At 71.7% G+C, this 19,466-nt stretch carries 18 protein-coding genes; 14 read left to right on the top strand and 4 right to left on the bottom strand.

The window, feature by feature from the left end; all coding sequences use genetic code 11:
• Positions 1-114: 114 nt before the first annotated feature.
• On the bottom strand, positions 115-1,494 hold the full coding sequence (locus tag AC4BGC_RS15825) for a glycoside hydrolase domain-containing protein (RefSeq protein WP_490556579.1): 1,380 nt from the start codon (positions 1,492-1,494) through the stop codon (positions 115-117).
• Between the two features lie 333 nt (positions 1,495-1,827).
• On the opposite strand from AC4BGC_RS15825, the gene purL reads away from it, so the two are divergent.
• Positions 1,828-4,098 (top strand): phosphoribosylformylglycinamidine synthase subunit PurL, encoded by a 2,271-nt coding sequence (gene purL, locus AC4BGC_RS15820; RefSeq protein WP_490556578.1) that lies wholly within the window; start codon positions 1,828-1,830, stop codon positions 4,096-4,098.
• A gap of 85 nt (positions 4,099-4,183) precedes the next feature.
• Here purL and AC4BGC_RS15815 read toward each other — a convergent pair whose 3' ends face one another.
• Positions 4,184-4,987, bottom strand: a complete 804-nt coding sequence (locus AC4BGC_RS15815; RefSeq protein WP_490556577.1) for an ABC transporter permease — start codon at positions 4,985-4,987, stop codon at positions 4,184-4,186.
• Entirely contained in the window at positions 4,984-6,012 is a 1,029-nt protein-coding gene (locus AC4BGC_RS15810; protein ID WP_490556576.1) for an ABC transporter ATP-binding protein, read from the bottom strand. Before AC4BGC_RS15810 ends, AC4BGC_RS15815 begins: the two co-directional genes overlap by 4 nt.
• Positions 6,013-6,074: 62 nt before the next feature.
• Between AC4BGC_RS15810 and AC4BGC_RS15805 the strand changes: the two genes are divergently transcribed.
• The 12 genes from AC4BGC_RS15805 to AC4BGC_RS15750 all read left to right on the top strand — a co-directional run bounded on the left by AC4BGC_RS15805 (position 6,075) and on the right by AC4BGC_RS15750 (position 16,986).
• Positions 6,075-7,019, top strand: a complete 945-nt coding sequence (locus AC4BGC_RS15805) for a helix-turn-helix transcriptional regulator (protein ID WP_490556575.1) — start codon at positions 6,075-6,077, stop codon at positions 7,017-7,019.
• Positions 7,020-7,117: 98 nt separating this feature from the next.
• The gene (locus AC4BGC_RS15800) at positions 7,118-7,486 is read left to right on the top strand and encodes a sterol carrier family protein (protein WP_490547488.1); all 369 of its coding nucleotides are present in this window, start codon (positions 7,118-7,120) and stop codon (positions 7,484-7,486) included.
• A gap of 81 nt (positions 7,487-7,567) precedes the next feature.
• Positions 7,568-8,761 (top strand): AI-2E family transporter, encoded by a 1,194-nt coding sequence (locus tag AC4BGC_RS15795; protein WP_490556574.1) that lies wholly within the window; start codon positions 7,568-7,570, stop codon positions 8,759-8,761.
• A 9-nt stretch (positions 8,762-8,770) separates the two neighbouring features.
• Positions 8,771-10,126: a dipeptidase gene (locus tag AC4BGC_RS15790; RefSeq protein ID WP_490556573.1), complete on the top strand. Its 1,356-nt coding sequence runs from the start codon at positions 8,771-8,773 to the stop codon at positions 10,124-10,126.
• A gap of 1 nt (position 10,127) precedes the next feature.
• Positions 10,128-10,916 carry an inositol monophosphatase family protein gene (locus tag AC4BGC_RS15785; protein ID WP_490556572.1) on the top strand — a complete coding sequence of 263 codons (789 nt, stop codon included), beginning with the start codon at positions 10,128-10,130 and terminating at the stop codon, positions 10,914-10,916.
• A gap of 33 nt (positions 10,917-10,949) precedes the next feature.
• Positions 10,950-11,075 carry a hypothetical protein gene (locus AC4BGC_RS15780; RefSeq protein ID WP_490556571.1) on the top strand — a complete coding sequence of 42 codons (126 nt, stop codon included), beginning with the start codon at positions 10,950-10,952 and terminating at the stop codon, positions 11,073-11,075.
• A gap of 36 nt (positions 11,076-11,111) precedes the next feature.
• Positions 11,112-11,783: an ABC transporter ATP-binding protein gene (locus AC4BGC_RS15775; protein ID WP_490556570.1), complete on the top strand. Its 672-nt coding sequence runs from the start codon at positions 11,112-11,114 to the stop codon at positions 11,781-11,783.
• Positions 11,784-11,796: 13 nt separating this feature from the next.
• Positions 11,797-13,278, top strand: a complete 1,482-nt coding sequence (locus AC4BGC_RS15770) for a DUF6297 family protein (protein WP_490556569.1) — start codon at positions 11,797-11,799, stop codon at positions 13,276-13,278.
• Positions 13,279-13,327: 49 nt separating this feature from the next.
• Positions 13,328-14,902, top strand: coding sequence for an amidophosphoribosyltransferase (gene purF, locus AC4BGC_RS15765; protein WP_490547495.1), 1,575 nt, complete (start codon positions 13,328-13,330; stop codon positions 14,900-14,902).
• Positions 14,899-15,981: a phosphoribosylformylglycinamidine cyclo-ligase gene (gene purM, locus AC4BGC_RS15760; protein ID WP_490547496.1), complete on the top strand. Its 1,083-nt coding sequence runs from the start codon at positions 14,899-14,901 to the stop codon at positions 15,979-15,981. Before purF ends, purM begins: the two co-directional genes overlap by 4 nt.
• A gap of 168 nt (positions 15,982-16,149) precedes the next feature.
• Positions 16,150-16,356 carry a DUF3073 domain-containing protein gene (locus AC4BGC_RS15755; protein ID WP_490547497.1) on the top strand — a complete coding sequence of 69 codons (207 nt, stop codon included), beginning with the start codon at positions 16,150-16,152 and terminating at the stop codon, positions 16,354-16,356.
• Between the two features lie 417 nt (positions 16,357-16,773).
• Complete coding sequence (locus AC4BGC_RS15750) at positions 16,774-16,986, top strand: BldC family transcriptional regulator (protein ID WP_027861851.1); 213 nt, start codon at positions 16,774-16,776, stop codon at positions 16,984-16,986.
• A 314-nt stretch (positions 16,987-17,300) separates the two neighbouring features.
• Here the strand turns inward: AC4BGC_RS15750 and AC4BGC_RS15745 are convergent, their stop codons facing one another.
• Positions 17,301-18,254: a patatin-like phospholipase family protein gene (locus AC4BGC_RS15745; protein ID WP_490556568.1), complete on the bottom strand. Its 954-nt coding sequence runs from the start codon at positions 18,252-18,254 to the stop codon at positions 17,301-17,303.
• A 147-nt stretch (positions 18,255-18,401) separates the two neighbouring features.
• Here AC4BGC_RS15745 and AC4BGC_RS15740 point away from each other — a divergent pair, with 147 nt between their 5' ends.
• Positions 18,402-19,463 (top strand): CDP-glycerol glycerophosphotransferase family protein, encoded by a 1,062-nt coding sequence (locus tag AC4BGC_RS15740; RefSeq protein WP_490556567.1) that lies wholly within the window; start codon positions 18,402-18,404, stop codon positions 19,461-19,463.
• Positions 19,464-19,466: the final 3 nt, after the last annotated feature.

Raw genomic sequence — 19,466 nt, 5'->3', positions numbered from 1 at the left:
CCGCACCGGACCGACAGACCAGACGGGCCCGGCGGACCAGCCGGGTGAACCGGCTGGGCCCCCGGGCCCTGACTGAGTGCCGTGACTGAGTGCCCTGACTGAGGACTGCCTGGGTCAGGCGCGTCCGGCCCGCAGCGCGGCCCACGTCTTGGTGGCCGTGACCTTGGTCGAGCTGATGCCGTGGCGCCGCTGGTAGGCGCCGACGGCCTTCGCGGTTGCCTTGTTGTAGCGGCCGGTGACCTTCAGGCGCGGCTTCCCGGCTGCGTTCAGGGCACGCTGCACCCGGATCACGTCGGAGCCGAGGTTGCCGCGCTTGAGCACCCGACCCTGGCCGCCGGCCGAGAGCAGCCGCACCCAGTCGCTGCGGGAGACGTACTTGCGGGCGGAGGTGCCGGCACTGCGCTGGAAGGCGTGCAGCGCCGAGATGGTCTGGGCGTTCCAGCGGCCGGTGACCTGGTAGCGGTAGAACCCACGCTGCTTGAGCAGGCACTGCAGCGGGACCGTGAGGCCGGTGGCGACGGTGCTGCTGCTGGCGACGTAGGAGCGCCGGTTCATCGACTTCACGGTGCACTTGGCGTCGGTGGTCGCGGTGCCCGTGTAGCGCAGGCCGTTGGCGACCGGTGCCGCCGGGGCGGGCGCAGGTGCCGGTGCGGCGACGCCGGGGATGCGCGGCGTACGCAGGTCGAGGTAGTTGCGGTCGATGTTGATCTTCACGCCGCCCCAGGTCTCGTTGTGACCGCCCTGGAACTGCTTCGCGCGGCCGTAGGGCTTCCACCCGTCGCTGCGGATGTAGGTCGAGGAGGTGTTGGCCTTGCCGTCCCAGTCCGCGATCCAGATCTGGTCGGGCATCACGATCTTGTTGCCAGCCTTGACCCGCGCGTCGTCGAGCATCTTGATCCCGGACGCAGCGCTGGAGTAGAAGCCGGAGGCGTACTTGTAGCGGTGCAGCTCGGTCGTCCAGGCACTGGTGAACCACAGCGCGGACTGCATGCACGCCGAGGTGGTCTTGGCGCTGAACGCCTCGAGGTCGTAGAAGATCGTGCTGCCGGGGACGATCCCGAGCTCGCGTGCCCGGGTCACGGCCCGGCGTGCCTCGAGGGCGCCCTGGGCGCGAGCCGCCGCGTAGGTGTTGGTGGTGCTCGGGTTGATCGTCGGGTCGATGTTCTTCCCGTAGCGCGGGTAGCGGTGCGAGCAGGAGGCCTGCGGGCCGAGGGTGATCGGCATCAGCCGCCACCCGGCGGCGAGCTGGTTCTTGACCCAGGTCGGCGTCAGGTTGGTCTGCCGCTGGCAGGCGCGGGAGGCCCCGGAGATGTAGATGCCGGCCGCGCGGAAGGGCGACTTCTTGATCCAGGTGCTCATCGCGGCCTGGCTCGGCGCCTCGCACTGGTCGAACCCGAGTCCGCGGTAGTTGCCCGGGGTCACCGGGTTCGCGGCGTGCGCGGGGACGCTGAGCATGGTGCCCGACACGGCCAGCGCGACAGTGGTGGCGGACACGGCCACCAACCAGCGGCGTGCCCGAGTGGCGGTGCTCCGGAGGGGGGCAAGGGGAAGCATCAGAATCTCCTGGAATGTCGGAAAACTTCGTCACCCTAACCCCGCTCGTCACACCAGTAACAGGCATTCTTGTGAATTACAAATATGTAATTCATTTTCCGAAAGAATGCCGTCGGCACCCATTTCCAGGTGGGCGCCGCGGGTCGGCCGGGCACGGATCCGGCGTGGCGGTCACGGCCGCTGCCTCCCGCACCCGGTCCCGTGGCGGGCCGGCACCGCCGGCCCGGACAGGTCCGGCGAACGGCGGATGGCCGGCGCTCATAGGATGAGCCGGTGCAACTGGACACCGTCACGACCGCCGCCAAGGACCCCGAGCGCGACCAGCCATGGGCGGAGCTGGGCCTCAAGGCCGACGAGTACGGCCGGATCCGCGAGATCCTCGGCCGCCGTCCCACCAGCTCCGAGCTGGCGATGTACTCGGTGATGTGGAGCGAGCACTGCTCCTACAAGTCCTCCAAGGTGCACCTCAAGCAGTTCTCCGAGATCCCGCAGGAGACCCGGGCCGGCAAGATGCTGGCCGGCATCGGCGAGAACGCCGGGGTCATCGACGTCGGCCAGGGCTACGCGGTCACCTTCAAGGTGGAGAGCCACAACCACCCCTCCTACGTGGAGCCCTACCAGGGCGCCGCCACCGGCGTCGGCGGCATCGTCCGCGACATCCTCGCCATGGGCGCGCGCCCGGTCGCGGTGATGGACCCGCTCCGGTTCGGGCCGCTGGACGCTCCCGACACCCACCGGGTGCTGCCCGGGATCGTCGCGGGCGTGGGCGGGTACGGCAACTGCCTCGGCCTGCCCAACATCGGCGGCGAGGTCGTCTTCGACGCGACGTACGCCGGCAACCCGCTCGTCAACGCCCTGTGCGTCGGCGTGCTGCGCCACGAGGACCTCCACCTCGCCAAGGCCAGCGGGGTCGGCAACCAGGTGATCCTGTACGGCGCCCGCACCGGCGGCGACGGGATCGGCGGGGTGAGCGTCCTCGCCAGCGAGACCTTCGACGAGTCCGCCGACGGCAGCTCCGGTCCGGCGAAGCGGCCCAGCGTGCAGGTGGGGGACCCGTTCCAGGAGAAGCTGCTGATCGAGTGCACCCTCGAGCTCTTCCACGCCGGCGTCGTCGCCGGCATCCAGGACCTCGGCGGCGCCGGGCTGTCCTGCGCGACCAGCGAGCTGGCCAGCGCCGGTGACGGCGGGATGCACATCGAGCTCGGCCTGGTGCCGCTGCGCGACTCCTCCCTGGTGCCCGAGGAGATCCTGATGAGCGAGAGCCAGGAGCGGATGATGGCGGTCGTGGAGCCCGCCGACGTGCAGCGCTTCCTGGCCATCTGCGAGAAGTGGGACGTCGAGGCCACCGTGATCGGCGAGGTCACCGACGGCGACCACCTGCAGATCGACTGGCACGGCGAGCGCGTGGTCGACGTACCCCCGCGCTCGGTGGCCCACGACGGCCCGACCTACCACCGCCCGTTCGCGCGACCGGACTCCCAGGACGCGCTGCAGGCCGACGCGGCCGAGCTCCTCCCGCGCCCGACCACGGGCGAGGAGCTGCGCGAGACCCTGCTGCGCCTGGTCGCCAGCCCCAACCTGTGCGACAAGTCCTGGGTCACCGACCAGTACGACCGCTACGTGCAGGGCAACACCGTGCTCGCCCAGCCCAGCGACAGCGGGATGATCCGGGTCGACCCGTCCACCAACCTCGGGGTCGCTGTCTCCACCGACTGCAACGGCCGGTTCGCTCGCCTGGACCCGTACGCCGGCGCGCAGCTCGCCCTCGCCGAGTCCTACCGCAACGTCTCGACCGGTGGCGCCACCCCGATGGCGATCAGCGACTGCCTCAACTTCGGCTCCCCCGAGGACCCCGCGGTGATGTGGCAGTTCGCCGAGGCCTGCCGCGGGCTCAAGGACGCCTGCGTCGAGCTCGGGATCCCGGTCACCGGCGGCAACGTGAGCCTCTACAACCAGACCGGCGAGACCGCGATCCTGCCGACGCCGGTGGTCGCCGTCCTCGGCGTGATCGAGGACGTCACCCGCCGCACGCCCACCGGGTTCGGTGCGGCCGGCGAGCGGGTGCTGCTGCTCGGCGCGACCCGCGAGGAGCTCTCCGGCTCGGAGTGGGCCAACGTGGTCCACGACCACCTCGGTGGCCTGCCGCCGGTGGTCGACCTGGCCGCAGAACGCGCGCTCAGCGAGCTGCTGGTCGCGGCGACCGGCGTGATCTCCTCGGCCCACGACGTCTCCGACGGCGGCCTCGCCCAGGCGCTGGCAGAGTCCTGCCTGCGCAACGGCGTCGGCGCCGAGGTCGACCTCACCGAGGTGGCCGGCGGGGACCCGTTCCTCGCCCTGTTCAGCGAGTCCGCGGCCCGCGTGGTCGTGTCGGTCTCGCTGGAGGACGAGGAGCGCCTCTTCGAGCTCGCCGCCGAGCACGACGTGCCGATCACCTCCCTGGGCCAGACCCGCGGCGACTCCCTGGTCGTGGCCGGCGCGTTCGACGTACCCCTCGAGGAGCTGGGGACCGCCTGGCGGCTCACGCTTCCCGCCGCAATGGCCTGAGCACCCGGATAGTCCGAGACCTTTCCGTCGTACTCGAAGGCAATTGACGACGGAAACGTCTCGGACTATCCCGGCTCGGCGCTCCCTAGCTGGAGCGGTCCATCGCGCGCAGGCCCACGAGCAGGCCGAGTACGGCGACCACCGCGGCGCCGAGGAACCCGTAGGCCACGGTGTCGACCGGGAAGGTGCCGGCGAACAGGGCCCGCTCGGCCTCCACGACGTACTTCAGCGGGTTCAGGTCCGCGGCCGTCCGCAGCCAGCCCGGGGCGCCCTGGAGCGGCAGGAGTACGCCGGCCAGGAGCAGCAGCGGGAAGATGCAGGTCTGCTGCACCGTCCAGAACAGCCAGTCCTGGTCCTTGGAGACCAGCGCCAGGGCGAAGGACAGCGCGCCGACGCCGATGCTGAACACGGCCAGCAGCGCCATCCCCACCAGTACGCCGCCCAGGTGCAGCTCGAAGCTGAACGGGGTGACCACCAGCAGGATGATCGCGGTCTGCATCAGCATCGGCACGACCTCCTTCATCGCCCGGCCCACCAGCAGCGAGGACCGGCTCAGCGGCGAGACCAGCAGCCGTTCGTGCGAGCCGGAGACGATCTCCTGCATCAGGTTGGCGCCGGTGAACGAGGCGCCCATCAGGGCGGTCATCGCGACGATGCCCGGCACGAACCACTGCAGCGCCGAGCCGCTCCCGACCTCGGGCAGCAGCGGGGCGAACAGCCCCAGGAAGACGAGCGGCTGGACCATCGCGAACAGCACCGAGGCGGGCTCGCGGAAGACCGGCTTCAGCTCGCGGACCATCACGTTCCAGGTGTCCTGCAGGAAGCCGGGGTTCGTGGACGGCTCGGCGAGGTCCCCGACCCGGTGGGCCGGTGCGGTGACGGTGCTCATGCCGCTGCTCCTTCGGTGACGGGGGCCGTCTCGGGCCCCTCGGTGACGTGGTTGCTCTCGCGCAGGCTGCGCCCGGTCAGGTCGAGGAAGACGTCGTCCAGGGTGGGCCCGGCCACCTCGATGCGCTGGACGGGAGTGCCGGTGCGAGCGAGGTCCTGCACCAGCGCCGGTGCGTGCTCGGCCCCGCGAGCGGAGCGGATGGAGACCGTCGCCCCGGTGCGCTCCACGGTGGCCGTCGCGTCCGGCTGGGCGCTCACTCGCCGGGCGGCGGCCGCCGCCTGGTGGTCGTCGCCGAAGCTCAGCGTGACCAGGTCGCCGAGACCGGACTTGAGACCGGCGGCGGTGTCGTCGGCGATCACCAGGCCGTGGTCGATCACCACGACCCGGTCCGCGATGGCGTCGGCCTCCTCGAGGTAGTGGGTGGTGAGCACGATCGTGGTGCCGAACTCCGCGTGCAGCCGCCGGATCTGCTCCTGCAGGTTGGCGCGGTTCTGCGGGTCGAGCCCGGTGGAGGGCTCGTCGAGGAACAGCAGCCGTGGGGTGTGCACCAGGCCGATCGCGACGTCGAGCCGGCGCCGCTGGCCTCCGGACAGGGTGGAGACGGGGCGTCGCGCGTGCTCGGTGAGGTCGAAGGCCTCCAGCAGCTCGTCGGCCCGTCGCCGGGACGCGGCCCGGTCCATGCCGTGCGCCCGTGCCTGGCTGACGAGCTCGTCACGGCCGCGTTGCTGGTGACCGGCGCCGTTGCCCTGTCCGACGTACCCGATGCTGCGGCGTACGTCGCGGCGCTGGGCCACGACGTCGTACCCGGCGACCGTGGCGGTGCCCGAGGTCGGCGCGATCAGCGTGGTCAGCATCCGCAGCGTGGTCGACTTGCCCGCTCCGTTGGGGCCGAGGAACGCGACGAGCTCGCCGGGCGCGACCTCGAGGTCGAGGCCGCGCACCGCCTCGACCGTCTTCTTGTGCCGGGTGAAGTGCCTGGTCAGGCCCTGGGTCCTGATGACTGTTGTGGTGGTGTGTTCGCTCATGGATCCCACGCTAGGAACCATTGCGGCCAGATCCTGACCGCAATCGGAATTAGTCTGGGCAGATGAACCCGAGCGCACGGATGCTGCGACTGCTCTCGCTGCTCCAGACCCACCGGCACTGGCCCGGCGACGAGCTCTCGGAGCGGCTCGCGGTCAGCCCACGCACGCTGCGACGCGACGTCGAGCGGCTGCGCGAGCTCGGGTACGACGTGGACGCGACCCGGGGCGTGGCCGGCGGCTACCAGCTCAGGCCCGGCGGCTCGCTGCCGCCGCTGCTCCTCGAGGACGAGGAGGCGGTCGCGATCGCGGTCGGGCTGCGCACCGCCGCGGCCGGCGGGGTCACCGGGATGGAGGAGACCTCGGTGCAGGCGCTGACCAAGCTCATCGCGCTGATGCCGCCGCGGCTGCGCCGCAGGATGGACGCCGTCCGATCCCAGACCGACAACCCGGTGTGGGGCGGCGGACCGGTGATCGACGCCGACGTGCTCACCACGCTGGCCCAGGCCTGCCGCGACGACGAGCTGGTCCGCTTCGACTACACCGCACGCGAGTCGGAGACCACGCAGCGCCGGGCGGAGCCGCTGCGCCTGGTCTCGCTCGGACGGCGCTGGTACCTCGTCGCCTACGACCGGGACCGGCAGGACTGGCGTTCGTTCCGGCTGGACCGGATCGCGAACGTCGTGGCGACCGGGCAGCGCTACCGGCCGCGCGAGCTGCCCGCGCAGGACGCGGTGGCCTTCGTGCAGGGTGGGATCCGCCGGATGCCGCAGCGCTACGAGGTCAGGGTGCGCGTCGCGACCTCCCCCGAGAAGGTCGCCGCCGCGGTCGGACGCTGGGGAGAGACGGAGCCCGACGGCGACGGCTGCCTGCTGACGATGCACGTGGACTCGTTGCAGTGGCCGCTGATGGTGCTGGCCGAGCTGGACGCCGAGTTCACCGTCGAGCACCCCGAGGAGCTGCGCGAGCTGGTCGCCCGGGTGGCCGGGCGGTTCGCGGCGTCGGGATAGTCCGAGACGGAACGGTCGTACTTCGGCCCGATCGGCAACGGAAACGTCTCGGACTATCCGGTCGGGTCCCGGGTCCCCGGCGCGGATACCGTGGTCCGGTGCCCACGCATCTGCAGCTCCAGGACCCGGTGGCCGTCGCGGAGGCGCTGGGGCGGGAGGAGCGGACGCGGGCTGACCTGAAGCTGTTGAGCAAGCACTTCCTCGCGGTGCTGGCGGAGCGGGCGCCGGGGAAGTCGGTGGAGGTGCGGGTGCCGCCGTACGCCGCGGCGCAGGTGATCCCGGGCGTCCGCCACACCAGGGGTACGCCGCCTGCGGTGGTCGAGCTCGACGCGGTCACCTGGATCGGCCTCGCGACCGGCACTGTCTCCTGGGCCGACGCGATGTCCGAGGGCAGGATCCGAGCCTCCGGGCAGCGGGCGGACCTGTCGGCCTACCTGCCGCTCACGAGCCCGCCGGCCGAGGACTGAGGCGCCGCCCCGGCGGGTGCGCGTTGTGGGCCGCTGGGCCTGCCTGACACCCTCGGGTACATGAGTGCGAAGGATCGGGCCGTGTCCGAGACGACAGTGCCCGCGGCCGCCGACCCGCCCGGGCTGAAGCAGCGCGAGCACGTGATCGGGGACGGGATCGCCTGGACCGCCCGCTGGAGCCTGCGCTGGGTCTCGATCGCTCTCGGCGTCGTCCTGCTGGGCCTGGTGATCCAGAGGACGTGGGGGATCGTGCTCCCGGTGCTGCTGGCCCTGGTGATCACCACCGTGCTGGCGCCCCTGGCCGCGATGCTCCGGGACCGGTTCCGGTTCCCGGCCGGCCTCGCGGCCGCGGCGGCGCTGCTGGGCACCATCGCGGTCCTGGTCGGCGTCGGGTTCGCGATCGCGCCGTCGGTGGTCGGCCAGTCCGACCAGATCGTCTCCGACACCACGGCGGGCCTGCAGCGGCTGGGGGACTGGGTCAAGGAGAGCGACTTCGTCTCCGCCGCGCAGGTGAACACAGCCCTGGAGAGCCTCCAGGAGAAGGTGACCGGGTCGGCGGGCAAGATCGCCTCCGGCGTGCTCACGGGGGTCTCCGCGGTCGGCAACGCCGGCATCACCCTCGTGATCAGCCTGATCCTCACCTTCCTGTTCCTCAAGGACGGACGTCGTTTCATCCCCTGGCTGCGCCGGCTCGCCGGTCCCTCCGCCGGCCCCCACCTCGCCGAGGTCGTCACGCGCGCCTGGTCCACGCTGGGCGGCTTCATCCGGACCCAGGCGCTGGTCTCGGCCATCGACGCGGTCTTCATCGGGACCGGGCTGCTGATCGTCGGAGTGCCGCTCGCGATCCCGCTGGCGGTGCTCACGTTCTTCGGCGGCTTCGTGCCGATCGTGGGCGCGTTCGTGGTCGGCGCCGTGGCGGTGCTGGTGGCACTCGTGTCCAACGGGGTCACCGGGGCGCTGATCATCCTGGGCGTGATCGTCGTGGTGCAGCAGCTGGAGGGCAACGTGCTCTCCCCGTGGCTGCAGTCGCAGTCGATGAACCTGCACGCCGCCGTGGTGCTGCTCTCGGTCACCCTGGGGTCCACGCTGTTCGGCATCACCGGCGCCTTCCTGGCCGTGCCGGTGGTCGCGGTCGCGGCCGTGGTGGTGCGCTACCTCGACGAGCAGGTCACCAGTCGCAGCGCACCGCCCGCGGGGCCGCCACCACCTCCGAAGGGGGAGGAGAATCCCATCGGCGACGCCGCCGATGAGGTCCCGGGCGAACCCGCGACCTAGGCTCGGAGCATGGAGAGAGACGACCTGCGCTCCCGAGTGAGCGCCGAGCTGCCCCGCATCCGGCAGGACCTCGAGGACCTGGTCCGGATCCAGTCCGTGAGCGCGGACCCGGCGCGAGCGGCCGAGGTGAGACGCAGCGCCGAGGCCGTCGCCGAGCTGTTCCGCGGCGAGGGCTTCCAGGACGTCCAGGTCGTCAGCGCCCACGAGGACGGTCGCGCGCCCGCCGTACTGGCCCGCAAGCCCGCGCCCCCCGGGAAGCCGACGGTGCTGCTCTACGCCCACCACGACGTGCAGCCCGAGAACGACCCCGCCGAGTGGGACTCGCCGCCGTTCGAGCCGACCGAGCGCGGGGACCGTCTCTACGGCCGCGGCGCCGCCGACGACAAGGCCGGGATCGCCGCGCACCTCGCCGCCGTGCGCGCGCTCGGCGAGGACCTCGACGTCGGCGTGACGATGTTCGTCGAGGGCGAGGAGGAGGTCGGCTCGGAGACGCTGCCGGCCCTGCTCCAGCAGCACCACGACTTCCTGCGCTGCGACGTGATGGTGATCGCCGACTCCGCCAACTGGGACGTCGGCGTCCCCGCGCTGACCACCAGCCTGCGCGGCCTGGCCACGATCGACGTCGGGGTGCGCACCCTGACCCACGCGGTCCACTCGGGCATGTGGGGCGGGCTGGTGCCCGACGCGCTGATGACCCTGACCCGGCTCCTCGCCACCCTGTACGACGACGAGGGCAACGTCGCCGTGGCCGGGCTGCACGCGGGCCCGGCGGCGGACGTGGACTACCCCGAGGAGCGGCTGCTGGCCGAGTCCGGGATCGCGCCCGGCGTGCAGTTCATCGGGTCCGGCACCGCGGTGGAGCGGTTGTGGACCAAGCCCGCGCTGACGATCACCGGCCTGGACGCCCCCAGGGTGGACGGCGCCAGCAACACCCTGAGCCCGACCGCCCGCGCCGCGATCTCGGTGCGGGTCGCACCGGGGGACACCTCGGCGAACGCGATCGAGTGCCTGCGCCGGCACCTCGAGGCCCACGTCCCCTGGGGCGCGGAGCTGTCGTTCTCGGTGACCGACAAGGGGGAGCCCACGCTGATCGAGGCGGTCGGGCCGGCGTACGACGCGGCCCGCAACGCCTTCGCCGAGGCCTGGGACGGCGTCCGCCCGATCGACATGGGGGTCGGCGGCTCGATCCCGTTCATCGCGGAGTTCCTGCAGAGCTTCCCCGACGCCAGCGTGCTCGTCACCGGCGTCGAGGACCCGGACACGCGGGCGCACGGCGCCAACGAGGGACTGCACCTCGCGGAGTTCGAACGCGTCTGCCTGGCCGAGGCGCTGCTCCTCGCCGACCTGGCCACCCTCGAGGTCTGAGGTGGCACTCACGACCGAGGCCGTTCTCGAGCTGATGCAGTCGGTCGCCGCCGAGGTGATCACCCCCCGGTTCCGCTCGCTCTCGGACGCCCAGATCGACGAGAAGAACCCCGGCGACCTGGTCACGGTCGCCGACCGGGAGGCCGAGGAGCTGATCACGCAGGCCCTGCTGGAGGCCTACCCGGACTCCGTGGTGCTCGGCGAGGAGGCCTACTCCGAGGACAAGGACCTGCTGCGCCGCTTCCGGGAGGCCGGGCACGGCTTCACCGTGGATCCCGTCGACGGCACCAAGAACTTCGTGCACGGGTCGCCCGACCACGCCGTGATGCTCTCCGAGGTGGTCGACGGCGAGACGGTCCGCGGCTGGATCTGGCAGCCCGAGCACAAGATCGCCTGGGTCGCCGAGCACGGTGCCGGCGTACGACGCAACGGCGAGCCGATCCACCGGGCTCCTGCCGGTGACCAGCCGCAGGGCGCCACGTCGATCTGGTCGCGCCGTGGCCGCCAGCCCGCGGGCCTGCCCGCCCTGATCGGCTCCTGGGTGTGCTGCGGGATCGACTACCCCAAGCTGATCGAGGGGGACACCGACTACCTGCTCTACGGGCACACCTTCCCGTGGGACCACCTGCCCGGGACGCTGATGGTCCGGGAGGCGGGCGGCGCCAGCGCCCACCGGGACGGCACACCGTACGACGCCCGCTCCGGCGGGGCGGGCCTGATCGTGGCCGCCGACCCGGCCACCCTGGAGGCCGCGCGCGAGGCCTGCGACGGGCTCTGGCCGCAGACGTAGGACACGGGACCGCGACGTCGTCGGCCTCACCGGGTGGCCGACATCGCGCCCACCGACGAGGTCACCGACGCGGACCTCGACGAGATCCGCAACGTGCGCCGCTGCGGCACCCACAACCGGATCCGCGAGGCGATCAAGGCCGGCGCCGAGAACAGGTGACCTGCTCGCCCCGCCCCCTCTGGCACCCTGTCGGTCGTGCCCCCGAAGAAGAAGAAGACCCCGAAGGCAACGGCGGCTCCTGCGCTGCTCCAGGTGCGGGGGCTGGTGCGCAACTTCGGGGACGTCGAGGTGATCACCGGGCTCGACCTCGACGTGCACGCGGGGAGCGCGGTCGCGCTGGTGGGGCGCAACGGGGCCGGCAAGTCCACGGTGCTGCGCTGCATCACCGGGGCCGACAAGCCCACCGCGGGCACGATCGAGCTCGACGGCGAGCCACTCGACGAGCGCTCGCCGCGGGTGCGGTCGGCGTTCTCGGTCGTGATGGACGACATGGACTTCTTCCCCGACCTGAGCGTGGTCGAGCACCTCGACCTGTTCGCCAAGGCCCACCGGGTCCCGGACGCCGAGCAGGTCGTCGACGAGGTCCTCCACGAGCTCGGCCTGATGCCGCAGTCGGGCCAGCTCCCCGGCACCCTCTCCTCGGGCCAGAAGCGTCGTCTGGCGCTGGCCAGCGCCTTCGTCCGTCCGAGGCGGCTGCTGGTCCTCGACGAGCCCGAGCAGCGCCTGGACACCGCGGGCCTGGAGTGGCTGGCCGCCCGGCTCAACCGGGAGAAGGCCGACGGGCTCGGCGTACTGATGGCCAGTCACGCGCCGGAGCTGGTGGAGGCGGTCGCCGACCGCGTGGTCGTGCTCGGCGAGCCCGCATGACCCCGGTACGCCGATGAGCGCCGCGAGCAGGGAGGTCAAGGACCTCCGCGGCGACATCCGGCACTGGCGGCGCGGGCGGGTGGACACCAAGATCAGCGAGGCGATCGAGGACGCCTACGTGATGATCTTCTCCGCCCTGGTGCTGGGCTCGATGGTGGTCAGCGTCATCGTCAACCTGCGCCTGGTCACCGAGGAGGCGTGCACGGTCGGCGGCTGTCAGGAGGCGCGCGCCGCCTTGCCGTGGCTGGTCGCGCTGGGCGTCCTGGTGCTCGTGCTCACGCTCTCCCGGATCTTCGGCCCGGTCTTCGTCCCCCCGGCCGTCGGGTCCTGGCTGCTCAGCGCCCCCGTGGACCGCGCCAGCCTGCTGCGCCCCCGGCTGCTGCGGACCACGGCGATCGCGGCGGTCCTCGGTGGCCTGTTCGCCGCCGCGGCCAGCACGCTCGGCGGGTTCGGCCTGCACCCGCTGCTGGCGTTCAGCGTCGCGGCCGCGCTGCTCTCGCTCGCCGTGGTCTGTCTGGCGGCGCTGTCCCAGTCGGGCTCCGGCACCGGCGCGCGGCTGCTCACCTGGGTGCTGGGCGTCCTCGTCTGGACCGGCCTGGTGCTGGTGGCCGCGGGTGCGTGGCCGCGCTGGTCGCCGCCCACCGCGATGGACACGGCCTCGTGGTCGGGGATCGCCGTGATCGGGGCCGTGGCTGCCGCTGCGCTGGTCCTCGCCGTACGACGGGTCGGTCGCCTCGGCCGGCACGCCGTGGCCCCCGGCGGCTCCCTGGCCCCCGGGCTCTCCGGTGCCCTGGCGACCCTGGACCTCGCGCTGTTCTACGACGTGCTCCTCGCGCACCGCTGGAACCGTCACGACGCCGTCCGTCCCCGACGGGGCGGGCCCAGCGGCCCGGCGGCGCTGGTCTGGTGCGACCTCAGCCGGGTGCGCCGCAGCCCGCAGACCCTGGTGCTGCTGGCCGGCGCCGTCGCGCTGCCGTACGCCGCCGAGACGGCCGGCGCGGGCCGGGTGCTGCTCCTGCTCGGCGCCCTCGCCGGCTTCCTCGCCGGGCTGCCCCTGCTCGCCGGGATGCGGGTGCTGACCCGCACGCCGAGCCTGGTCCGGGCGATGCCGTTCCCGGACTCCACCACCCGGTCGAGCACGCTCGTCGTACCCGGTGTCGCCCTGCTGCTGTTCGGCCTGGCCACCGCTCCCGCACTGCACCGCGGCCTCGACGTCCTCTGGGCCGACGCGGTCGTGCTGGGCCTGACCATCGGCGCGTGCGCGCTCGCCGGGGCCGTGCGCTGGGTCACGGGGCGCCCACCCGACTACTCCCGGCCGCTGGTCTCGACGCCCGCTGGTGGCGTGCCCACGAACCTCTACGGCAGCGTGGTCCGCGGCTTCGACATCCTGCTGCTCACCGCGGCGCCGGTGCTGTTCTCACCGACGCTCACAGGGGCGTTCGTCTCGGTGCTGCTCGTCGTCGCGGTGCTGTCCTACCTGACCGGACGCGAGTAACCCGGACCGTCGGCGCGAGCCGGGGCCGTGGGCACGTACACTCGGCGACGTGGTCAGCCCAGCGAACCCCGGGGCACGCCGTCGTGGAGACGGACGCCTGAATCACGACCTCGATCCGGCCGAGCGCGGACCACAGGACGCCTGCGGCGTCTTCGGTGTCTGGGCTCCGGGCGAGGACGTCGCCAAGCTCACCTACTACGGCCTCTACGCGCTGCAGCACCGTGGCCAGGAGTCGGCGGGCATCGCGGTCAGCAACGGTCGCCAGATCCTGGTCTACAAGGACATGGGCCTGGTCTCCCAGGTCTTCGACGAGTCCACCCTCGCGGCCCTCCAGGGGCACCTCGCGATCGGCCACTCGCGCTACTCCACCACCGGCGCCAGCATCTGGCACAACGCCCAGCCCACGTTCCGGCCCACGGCCGACGGGTCCATCGCGCTGGGCCACAACGGCAACCTGACCAACACCGGCGAGCTCCAGCAGCTGATCGCCGACCTGCCGGCCGAGGGCAACGAGCTCGACTTCAACGCCCACAAGCTGCAGACCAGCACCAACGACACCTCGCTGGTGACCGCGCTGCTGGCCTACCACCCCGACACCACCCTCGAGGACCGCGCGGCGGAGCTGCTGCCCAAGCTCAAGGGTGCCTACTCGTTCGTGTGGATGGACGAGAACACCCTCTACGCCGCCCGCGACCCGCAGGGCATCCGGCCGCTCGTGCTCGGCAGGCTGGAGCGTGGCTGGGTGGTGGCGAGCGAGACGGCGGCGCTCGACATCGTCGGAGCCTCCTACGTCCGCGAGATCGAGCCCGGTGAGATGGTCGCCATCGACGACCAGGGCCTGCGCACCCGTCGCTTCGCCGAGGCCGCGCCCAAGGGCTGCCTGTTCGAGTTCGTCTACCTGGCCCGTCCGGACACCCGCATCTCCGGACAGCGCATCCACAGCGTGCGCGTCGAGATCGGTCGCCGGCTGGCCCAGGACTTCCCGGCCGACGCGGACCTGGTCATCCCGGTCCCGGAGTCGGGGACCCCCGCCGCGATCGGGTATGCCGAGGCGAGCGGGATCCCCTACGGCATGGGACTGGTGAAGAACTCCTATGTGGGGCGCACGTTCATCCAGCCCAGCCAGACGATCCGCCAGCTCGGGATTCGGCTCAAGCTCAACCCGTTGCGCGACGTGATCGAGGGCAAGCGGCTCGTGGTCGTCGACGACTCCATCGTGCGTGGCAACACCCAGCGTGCGCTGGTGCGGATGCTGCGCGAGGCCGGTGCCCGCGAGGTGCACGTCCGGATCGCCAGCCCGCCGGTGAAGTGGCCGTGCTTCTACGGCATCGACTTCGCCACCCGGGCCGAGCTGATCGCCAACGGCCTCGGCACCGAGGAGATCCGTTCCTCGATCGATGCCGACTCCCTGGGCTACATCTCGCTCGAGCAGCTCATCGAGGCCACGACCGTGCCCGCGGAGAAGCTGTGCCGGGCGTGCTTCGACGGTGTCTACCCGGTGAAGCTGCCGGAGCCGGAGTTCCTCGGCAACCACCTGCTCGAGAGCGCCCCCCTGCTCGACTCCGACGGCCTCGCCACCTCCCTTGCCGGTGGCGGAGCCCCTGACGCACTGAGGCGACCATGAGCGGTACGACGTACGAACAGGCCGGTGTCTCCATCGATGCCGGTGACAAGGCTGTCGAGCTGATGAAGGTGTGGGTCGAGCAGGCGCGGCGACCCGAGATGATCGGCGGGATCGGCGGCTTCGCAGGCCTCTTCGACGCCACCCTGCTCAAGGCCTACGACCAGCCGCTGCTGGCCAGCTCGGCCGACGGCGTGGGCACCAAGGTCGCCATCGCACAGGCGCTGGACAAGCACGACACCATCGGGTTCGACCTCGTCGGGATGCTCGTCGACGACCTGGTCGTCTGCGGCGCCGAGCCGCTGTTCCTTACCGACTACATCGCCACCGGCCGGGTCGTGCCGGAGCGGATCGCAGCCATCGTCAAGGGCATCGCCGAGGCCTGCGTGGTCGCCGGCTGCGGCCTGATCGGCGGCGAGACCGCCGAGCATCCCGGCCTGCTGGGTCCCGACGAGTACGACGTCGCCGGGTCCACCACCGGAGTCGTCGAGGCCAGCCAGCTGCTCGGCCCCGGGCGGGTGCGCCCGGGCGACGTGGTGATCGCGATGGCCTCCAGCGGCCTGCACGCCAACGGCTACTCCCTGGTGCGCCACACGCTGTTCCCCGACGGCCTCTCCGGCCCCTCGCAGTGGAAGCTGGGTCAGCACGTCGACGACCTCGGCCGCACCCTCGGCGAGGAGCTGCTGGAGCCCACCAGGATCTATGCGAAGGCCTGCCTGGACCTGGCGCGAGAGACCGAGACGCACGCGATGTCGCACATCACCGGCGGTGGCCTCGCGGCCAACCTGGAGCGGGTGCTGCCGGTCGAGCTCGCCGCGACGCTGGACCGCACCACCTGGTCGCTGCCCCCGGTGTTCCGCCTGGTCGCCGAGGCCGGCGACGTCCCGCGCGACGACCTCGAGCGCACGCTGAACTGCGGTGTCGGAATGGTCTCGCTCACCGCTGCGCACGACGTCGACCGGGCGATCTCCCTGCTCGCCGGGCACGGCATCGAGGCCTGGGCGGCAGGCACGGTCGAGCTGGCCGAGAGCACCGCGGACGAGGACCAGGCACGCGTCACGCTGCACGGCAACCACGTCTGAGGTCCGAGACTTTCGCCACGCCGGCAGCGGCGCGGAGAAACTTCAGGCTGCCCACTTCGCGGGCCGACGTGCGGGAATCACCACCGGCCGGTTAGGGTTGGCACACGAACAGACAACTCCGACCGGCAGCCCTCGGCGGCGCCGGCCAAACGTGCGAGGGGGCCACCCATGGGGCGCGGCCGGGCAAAGGCGAAGCAGACCAAGGTTGCTCGCGAATTGAAGTACCAGACCCACGAGACGGACTTCGCGTCTCTGGCTCAGGAGCTCCACGGGAGCGAATCGGCACCGGCCAGGCGTACCGAGCCGGTGGATGCCGTCGACCCCGATGAGTACGACAAGTGGGCGGACTACTCCGACACCACTTCGCGAGACTGACTCCAACCAGCCGTCACCCTGGTCCCACCTAGGCCCGTCCTCGACGACGGGTGTGGGGCCCGGGTGACGGACTCGCGCTGAGGAGACTCTCCGGAACCCGTGGACATCGGGACCTCCTGCGTCCCCCGCACCCCCGACCCGCGGCGTTCGATGCCGCCTGCCCGGCCCTGTGCCCGAGGCGAGGCCCGGACGCGACCTGCGCTGCTCCGGTGCTATACCATGAGATATGTCGGTCTTGGGCCGATTGCACGGTTTAGGTAGCTCAGTCAAGGGTGGATCCTGACTGGTCTAGACTGGATCGCCCGATTTACGGCCGTTTTCGGGAATCCGGACATTTCATGTTTCACGCCATCAGGCCCGATGGCACACTCGAACCAGAGCAGAGAGCTCCGATGTCAAGTACCAAAGGGGAGCGCCGTGGTAACGCGACCGACCGAAACAGAATCCCTCCTCACACCTGCTGAGGTGGCTGCAATGTTCCGCGTGGACCCGAAGACGGTCACGCGCTGGGCCAAGGCAGGCAAGTTGAGCGCCATTCGCACGCTGGGCGGCCACCGCCGCTACCGCGAGTCCGAGGTCAAGGAGCTGCTGGGCGACGTCATCCCGGCTCAGCGCAGCGCACGCGACTGATCGAGCCGTTTGCTCGGTCTCGATCAGTACGTACTTTTCTCGGGTAGGAGTCACCCCTCGGCCAGGTGGCCGGTCCTCGTGCCGGCCGCACCACGGTCGGATCGGGTGGCTCCGGCGAAGGTGTGGAACCCAGTGAGACCCGCTCGTGGGGAAGCTCCCGCGATCGTGATCTCCTCCTAGGGGCACCACTCCTCTCGCCGGCCGGACAGCCGTATCTCCGGGTCGGCCCGATCGCACCGCCACCGTCGGGACGACCCGGTCGTCATGTCCGGGGGCGGTCGACCGGCTCGCTCCTGGCGTGCGGTGACCGGCGCTCAGACGAGCTTGCGACGGTCCCAGAGCCGCAGGGCGGGGCGTCGGGGTGCCACCGGTGGCTCGACCCGCACCTCGCGGGTCTCGGCGATCTGGTCCAGCACCCGCATCGCGGCGGCCCGACCGTCGGCGATGTGCCGTGCGGTGCAGGAGAAGTCGGTCATGCGCACGCCCCGGTCAGGGGTCCGCATCCGGTGCACGGTCACGTGCAGGCCCAGGTCCGGCTCCGGGCGCACGCGCGTCGCCACGCCCAGGCTGGCGACGAGCACGTCCACCGGCGTACGCCCGCTGGGCAGCCGTGCCGGGACGCTCGCATCCAGGACGAACACGCGCGTCGGCGCGAGGTCGGCGGCACCGGTGACCGGGACCAGGTCGGCCACGCCGCCGTCCACGTGCGGTCCGGGGTGTCCACAGCTGGCGGGGAGCACGACCGGCGGGAACACTGCGGGCACCGCAGCCGAGGCAAGCAGCAGCCGGTCGAGCCTGCCGTGCCGGTGATAGACCGCCGCGGAGCCGCCCAGGGGCGTGGTCACCACGCGGACCGGCGTGGCGAGGTCCTCCAGGTTCCTCGCCGGCACCCACTCGGCGATGAGCCGGGCCAGGGCGGCGGAGGAGAACAGGTAGGGGCGCTGTCGCAGCAGGTGACCCACCCGGGTGAGGTTGCCTCCGGGGAAGATGTCGCGGGTGCTCAGCGCGAGCCAGCGCGAGGTGAGCTCGCGAGTCCGGTCGTGGTCGGCGCGGTAGCCGAGGAAGGCGGCGTTCAGGGCGCCGACCGAGGTGCCCACCAAGGCGTGGGGGACGATCCCGTGCTCCAGGAGCACGGCCAGCATCCCGACCTGGACGGCGCCGCGCGAGGCTCCTCCGGAGAGGACGAACACGTTGCGTTCGGTGGGGGACGGGTCCTGCGGGCACGCGTCCTTCGACGGGGAACCGCTGGAGCCGGGCCAGGTCCTCATCAACGCCTCCCCGCGTAGTCGACCGCTGCCGCCCCCCGGTCTCGCCACTATGACGTAAACCATGTCCGGTATGAGGCGAAATAAGGGAAGTAGTGGAGTTGGGGTTGATGTGACACCTGCGAGACTGCGCAGGAAGAGAGGTGGTCCGTGCGCATCGTCTACAACAGCTTCCATGGCCGGTACTCCGACAGCCCGCGAGCACTCCATGAGCGGCTCCGGTCCAGGCAGGACCTGGAGCACGTCTGGCTGGCCGACCTCGAGCACCTCGGTGCCTTCCCCGAGGACGTCGAGACCGTCGACATCGACGGACCGCACGCACGGAAGGCCCTGGAGTCCGCGGACCTGGTGATCGCCAACACCCACACCGAGGTGGAGTGGTCCAAGCCCCGGCACGCGACCTACCTGCAGACCTGGCACGGCACGCCGCTCAAGCGCATCCACTACGACGTCCTGTGGGCTCCGCCCGGCAGGCTGGACCGGCTGGACCAGGACATCGCCCGGTGGGACCTGCTGCTCTCGCCCAACCCGGTGAGCACCCCGCGGCTGCGCGGCGCCTTCGGCTACACCGGCGAGGTGCTGGAGTCGGGCTACCCGCGCAACGACCTGCTCGGCTCGCCGGACCTCGCGCAGATCGGCGCCCGGGTGCGGGCCGAGCTCGGCATCGCCGAGGACGTCACCACGGTGCTCTACGCGCCCACCTGGCGTGACGACCAGGTCTTCGGCGACCCGACGAGCGAGCTGCCGTTCGCGCTCGACCCGGCCGCGTTCGCGGCCACGCTGGGGCCGGGTCAGGTGCTGCTCGCGCGGGCGCACGACCTGGCGACGGGCCGCTCGCGGATGCCCGAGGTGACCGGCGTGCACGACGTCTCCTACTACCGCGACGTGCGCGAGCTGTACGCCGCCGCCGACGTGCTGGTCACCGACTACTCCTCGGTGATGTTCGACTTCGCGATCACGGGTCGCCCGATCGTGTTCTACCCCTACGACCTGGACCGCTTCCGGGACTCCGTGCGCGGGTTCTACTTCGACCTCTTCGAGAACGCCCCGGGGCCCGTCGTACGCACGCAGGAGGAGCTGTTCGAGACCCTGCGGCGCCTGCCCGTCGGCCTCGAGGCGCACGCGGAGAGCTACGCCGGGTTCAGGGACACCTTCACCGCGCTGGAGGACGGTCACGCCACCGACAGGGTCTTGGCCCACCTCGGCCTGTGAACC

Source organism: Nocardioides sp. Z38_18 (genome assembly GCF_058215695.1).
The sequence above is the reverse complement of the archived record's forward strand: the minus strand, read 5'-3'. Positions and strand labels throughout refer to the sequence as shown.

Bases quoted from the DNA above. Each gene is read 5' to 3' on its own strand.
- AC4BGC_RS15755 (WP_490547497.1), top strand. From the start codon at position 16,150: ATGGGGCGCGGCCGGGCAAAGGCGAAGCAGACCAAGGTTGCTCGCGAA.
- AC4BGC_RS15770 (WP_490556569.1), top strand. From the start codon at position 11,797: ATGAGCGCCGCGAGCAGGGAGGTCAAGGACCTCCGCGGCGACATCCGG.
- AC4BGC_RS15790 (WP_490556573.1), top strand. From the start codon at position 8,771: ATGGAGAGAGACGACCTGCGCTCCCGAGTGAGCGCCGAGCTGCCCCGC.
- AC4BGC_RS15815 (WP_490556577.1), bottom strand. From the start codon at position 4,987: ATGAGCACCGTCACCGCACCGGCCCACCGGGTCGGGGACCTCGCCGAG.
- AC4BGC_RS15745 (WP_490556568.1), bottom strand. From the start codon at position 18,254: ATGAGGACCTGGCCCGGCTCCAGCGGTTCCCCGTCGAAGGACGCGTGC.
- AC4BGC_RS15810 (WP_490556576.1), bottom strand. From the start codon at position 6,012: ATGAGCGAACACACCACCACAACAGTCATCAGGACCCAGGGCCTGACC.
- AC4BGC_RS15805 (WP_490556575.1), top strand. From the start codon at position 6,075: ATGAACCCGAGCGCACGGATGCTGCGACTGCTCTCGCTGCTCCAGACC.
- purM (WP_490547496.1), top strand. From the start codon at position 14,899: ATGAGCGGTACGACGTACGAACAGGCCGGTGTCTCCATCGATGCCGGT.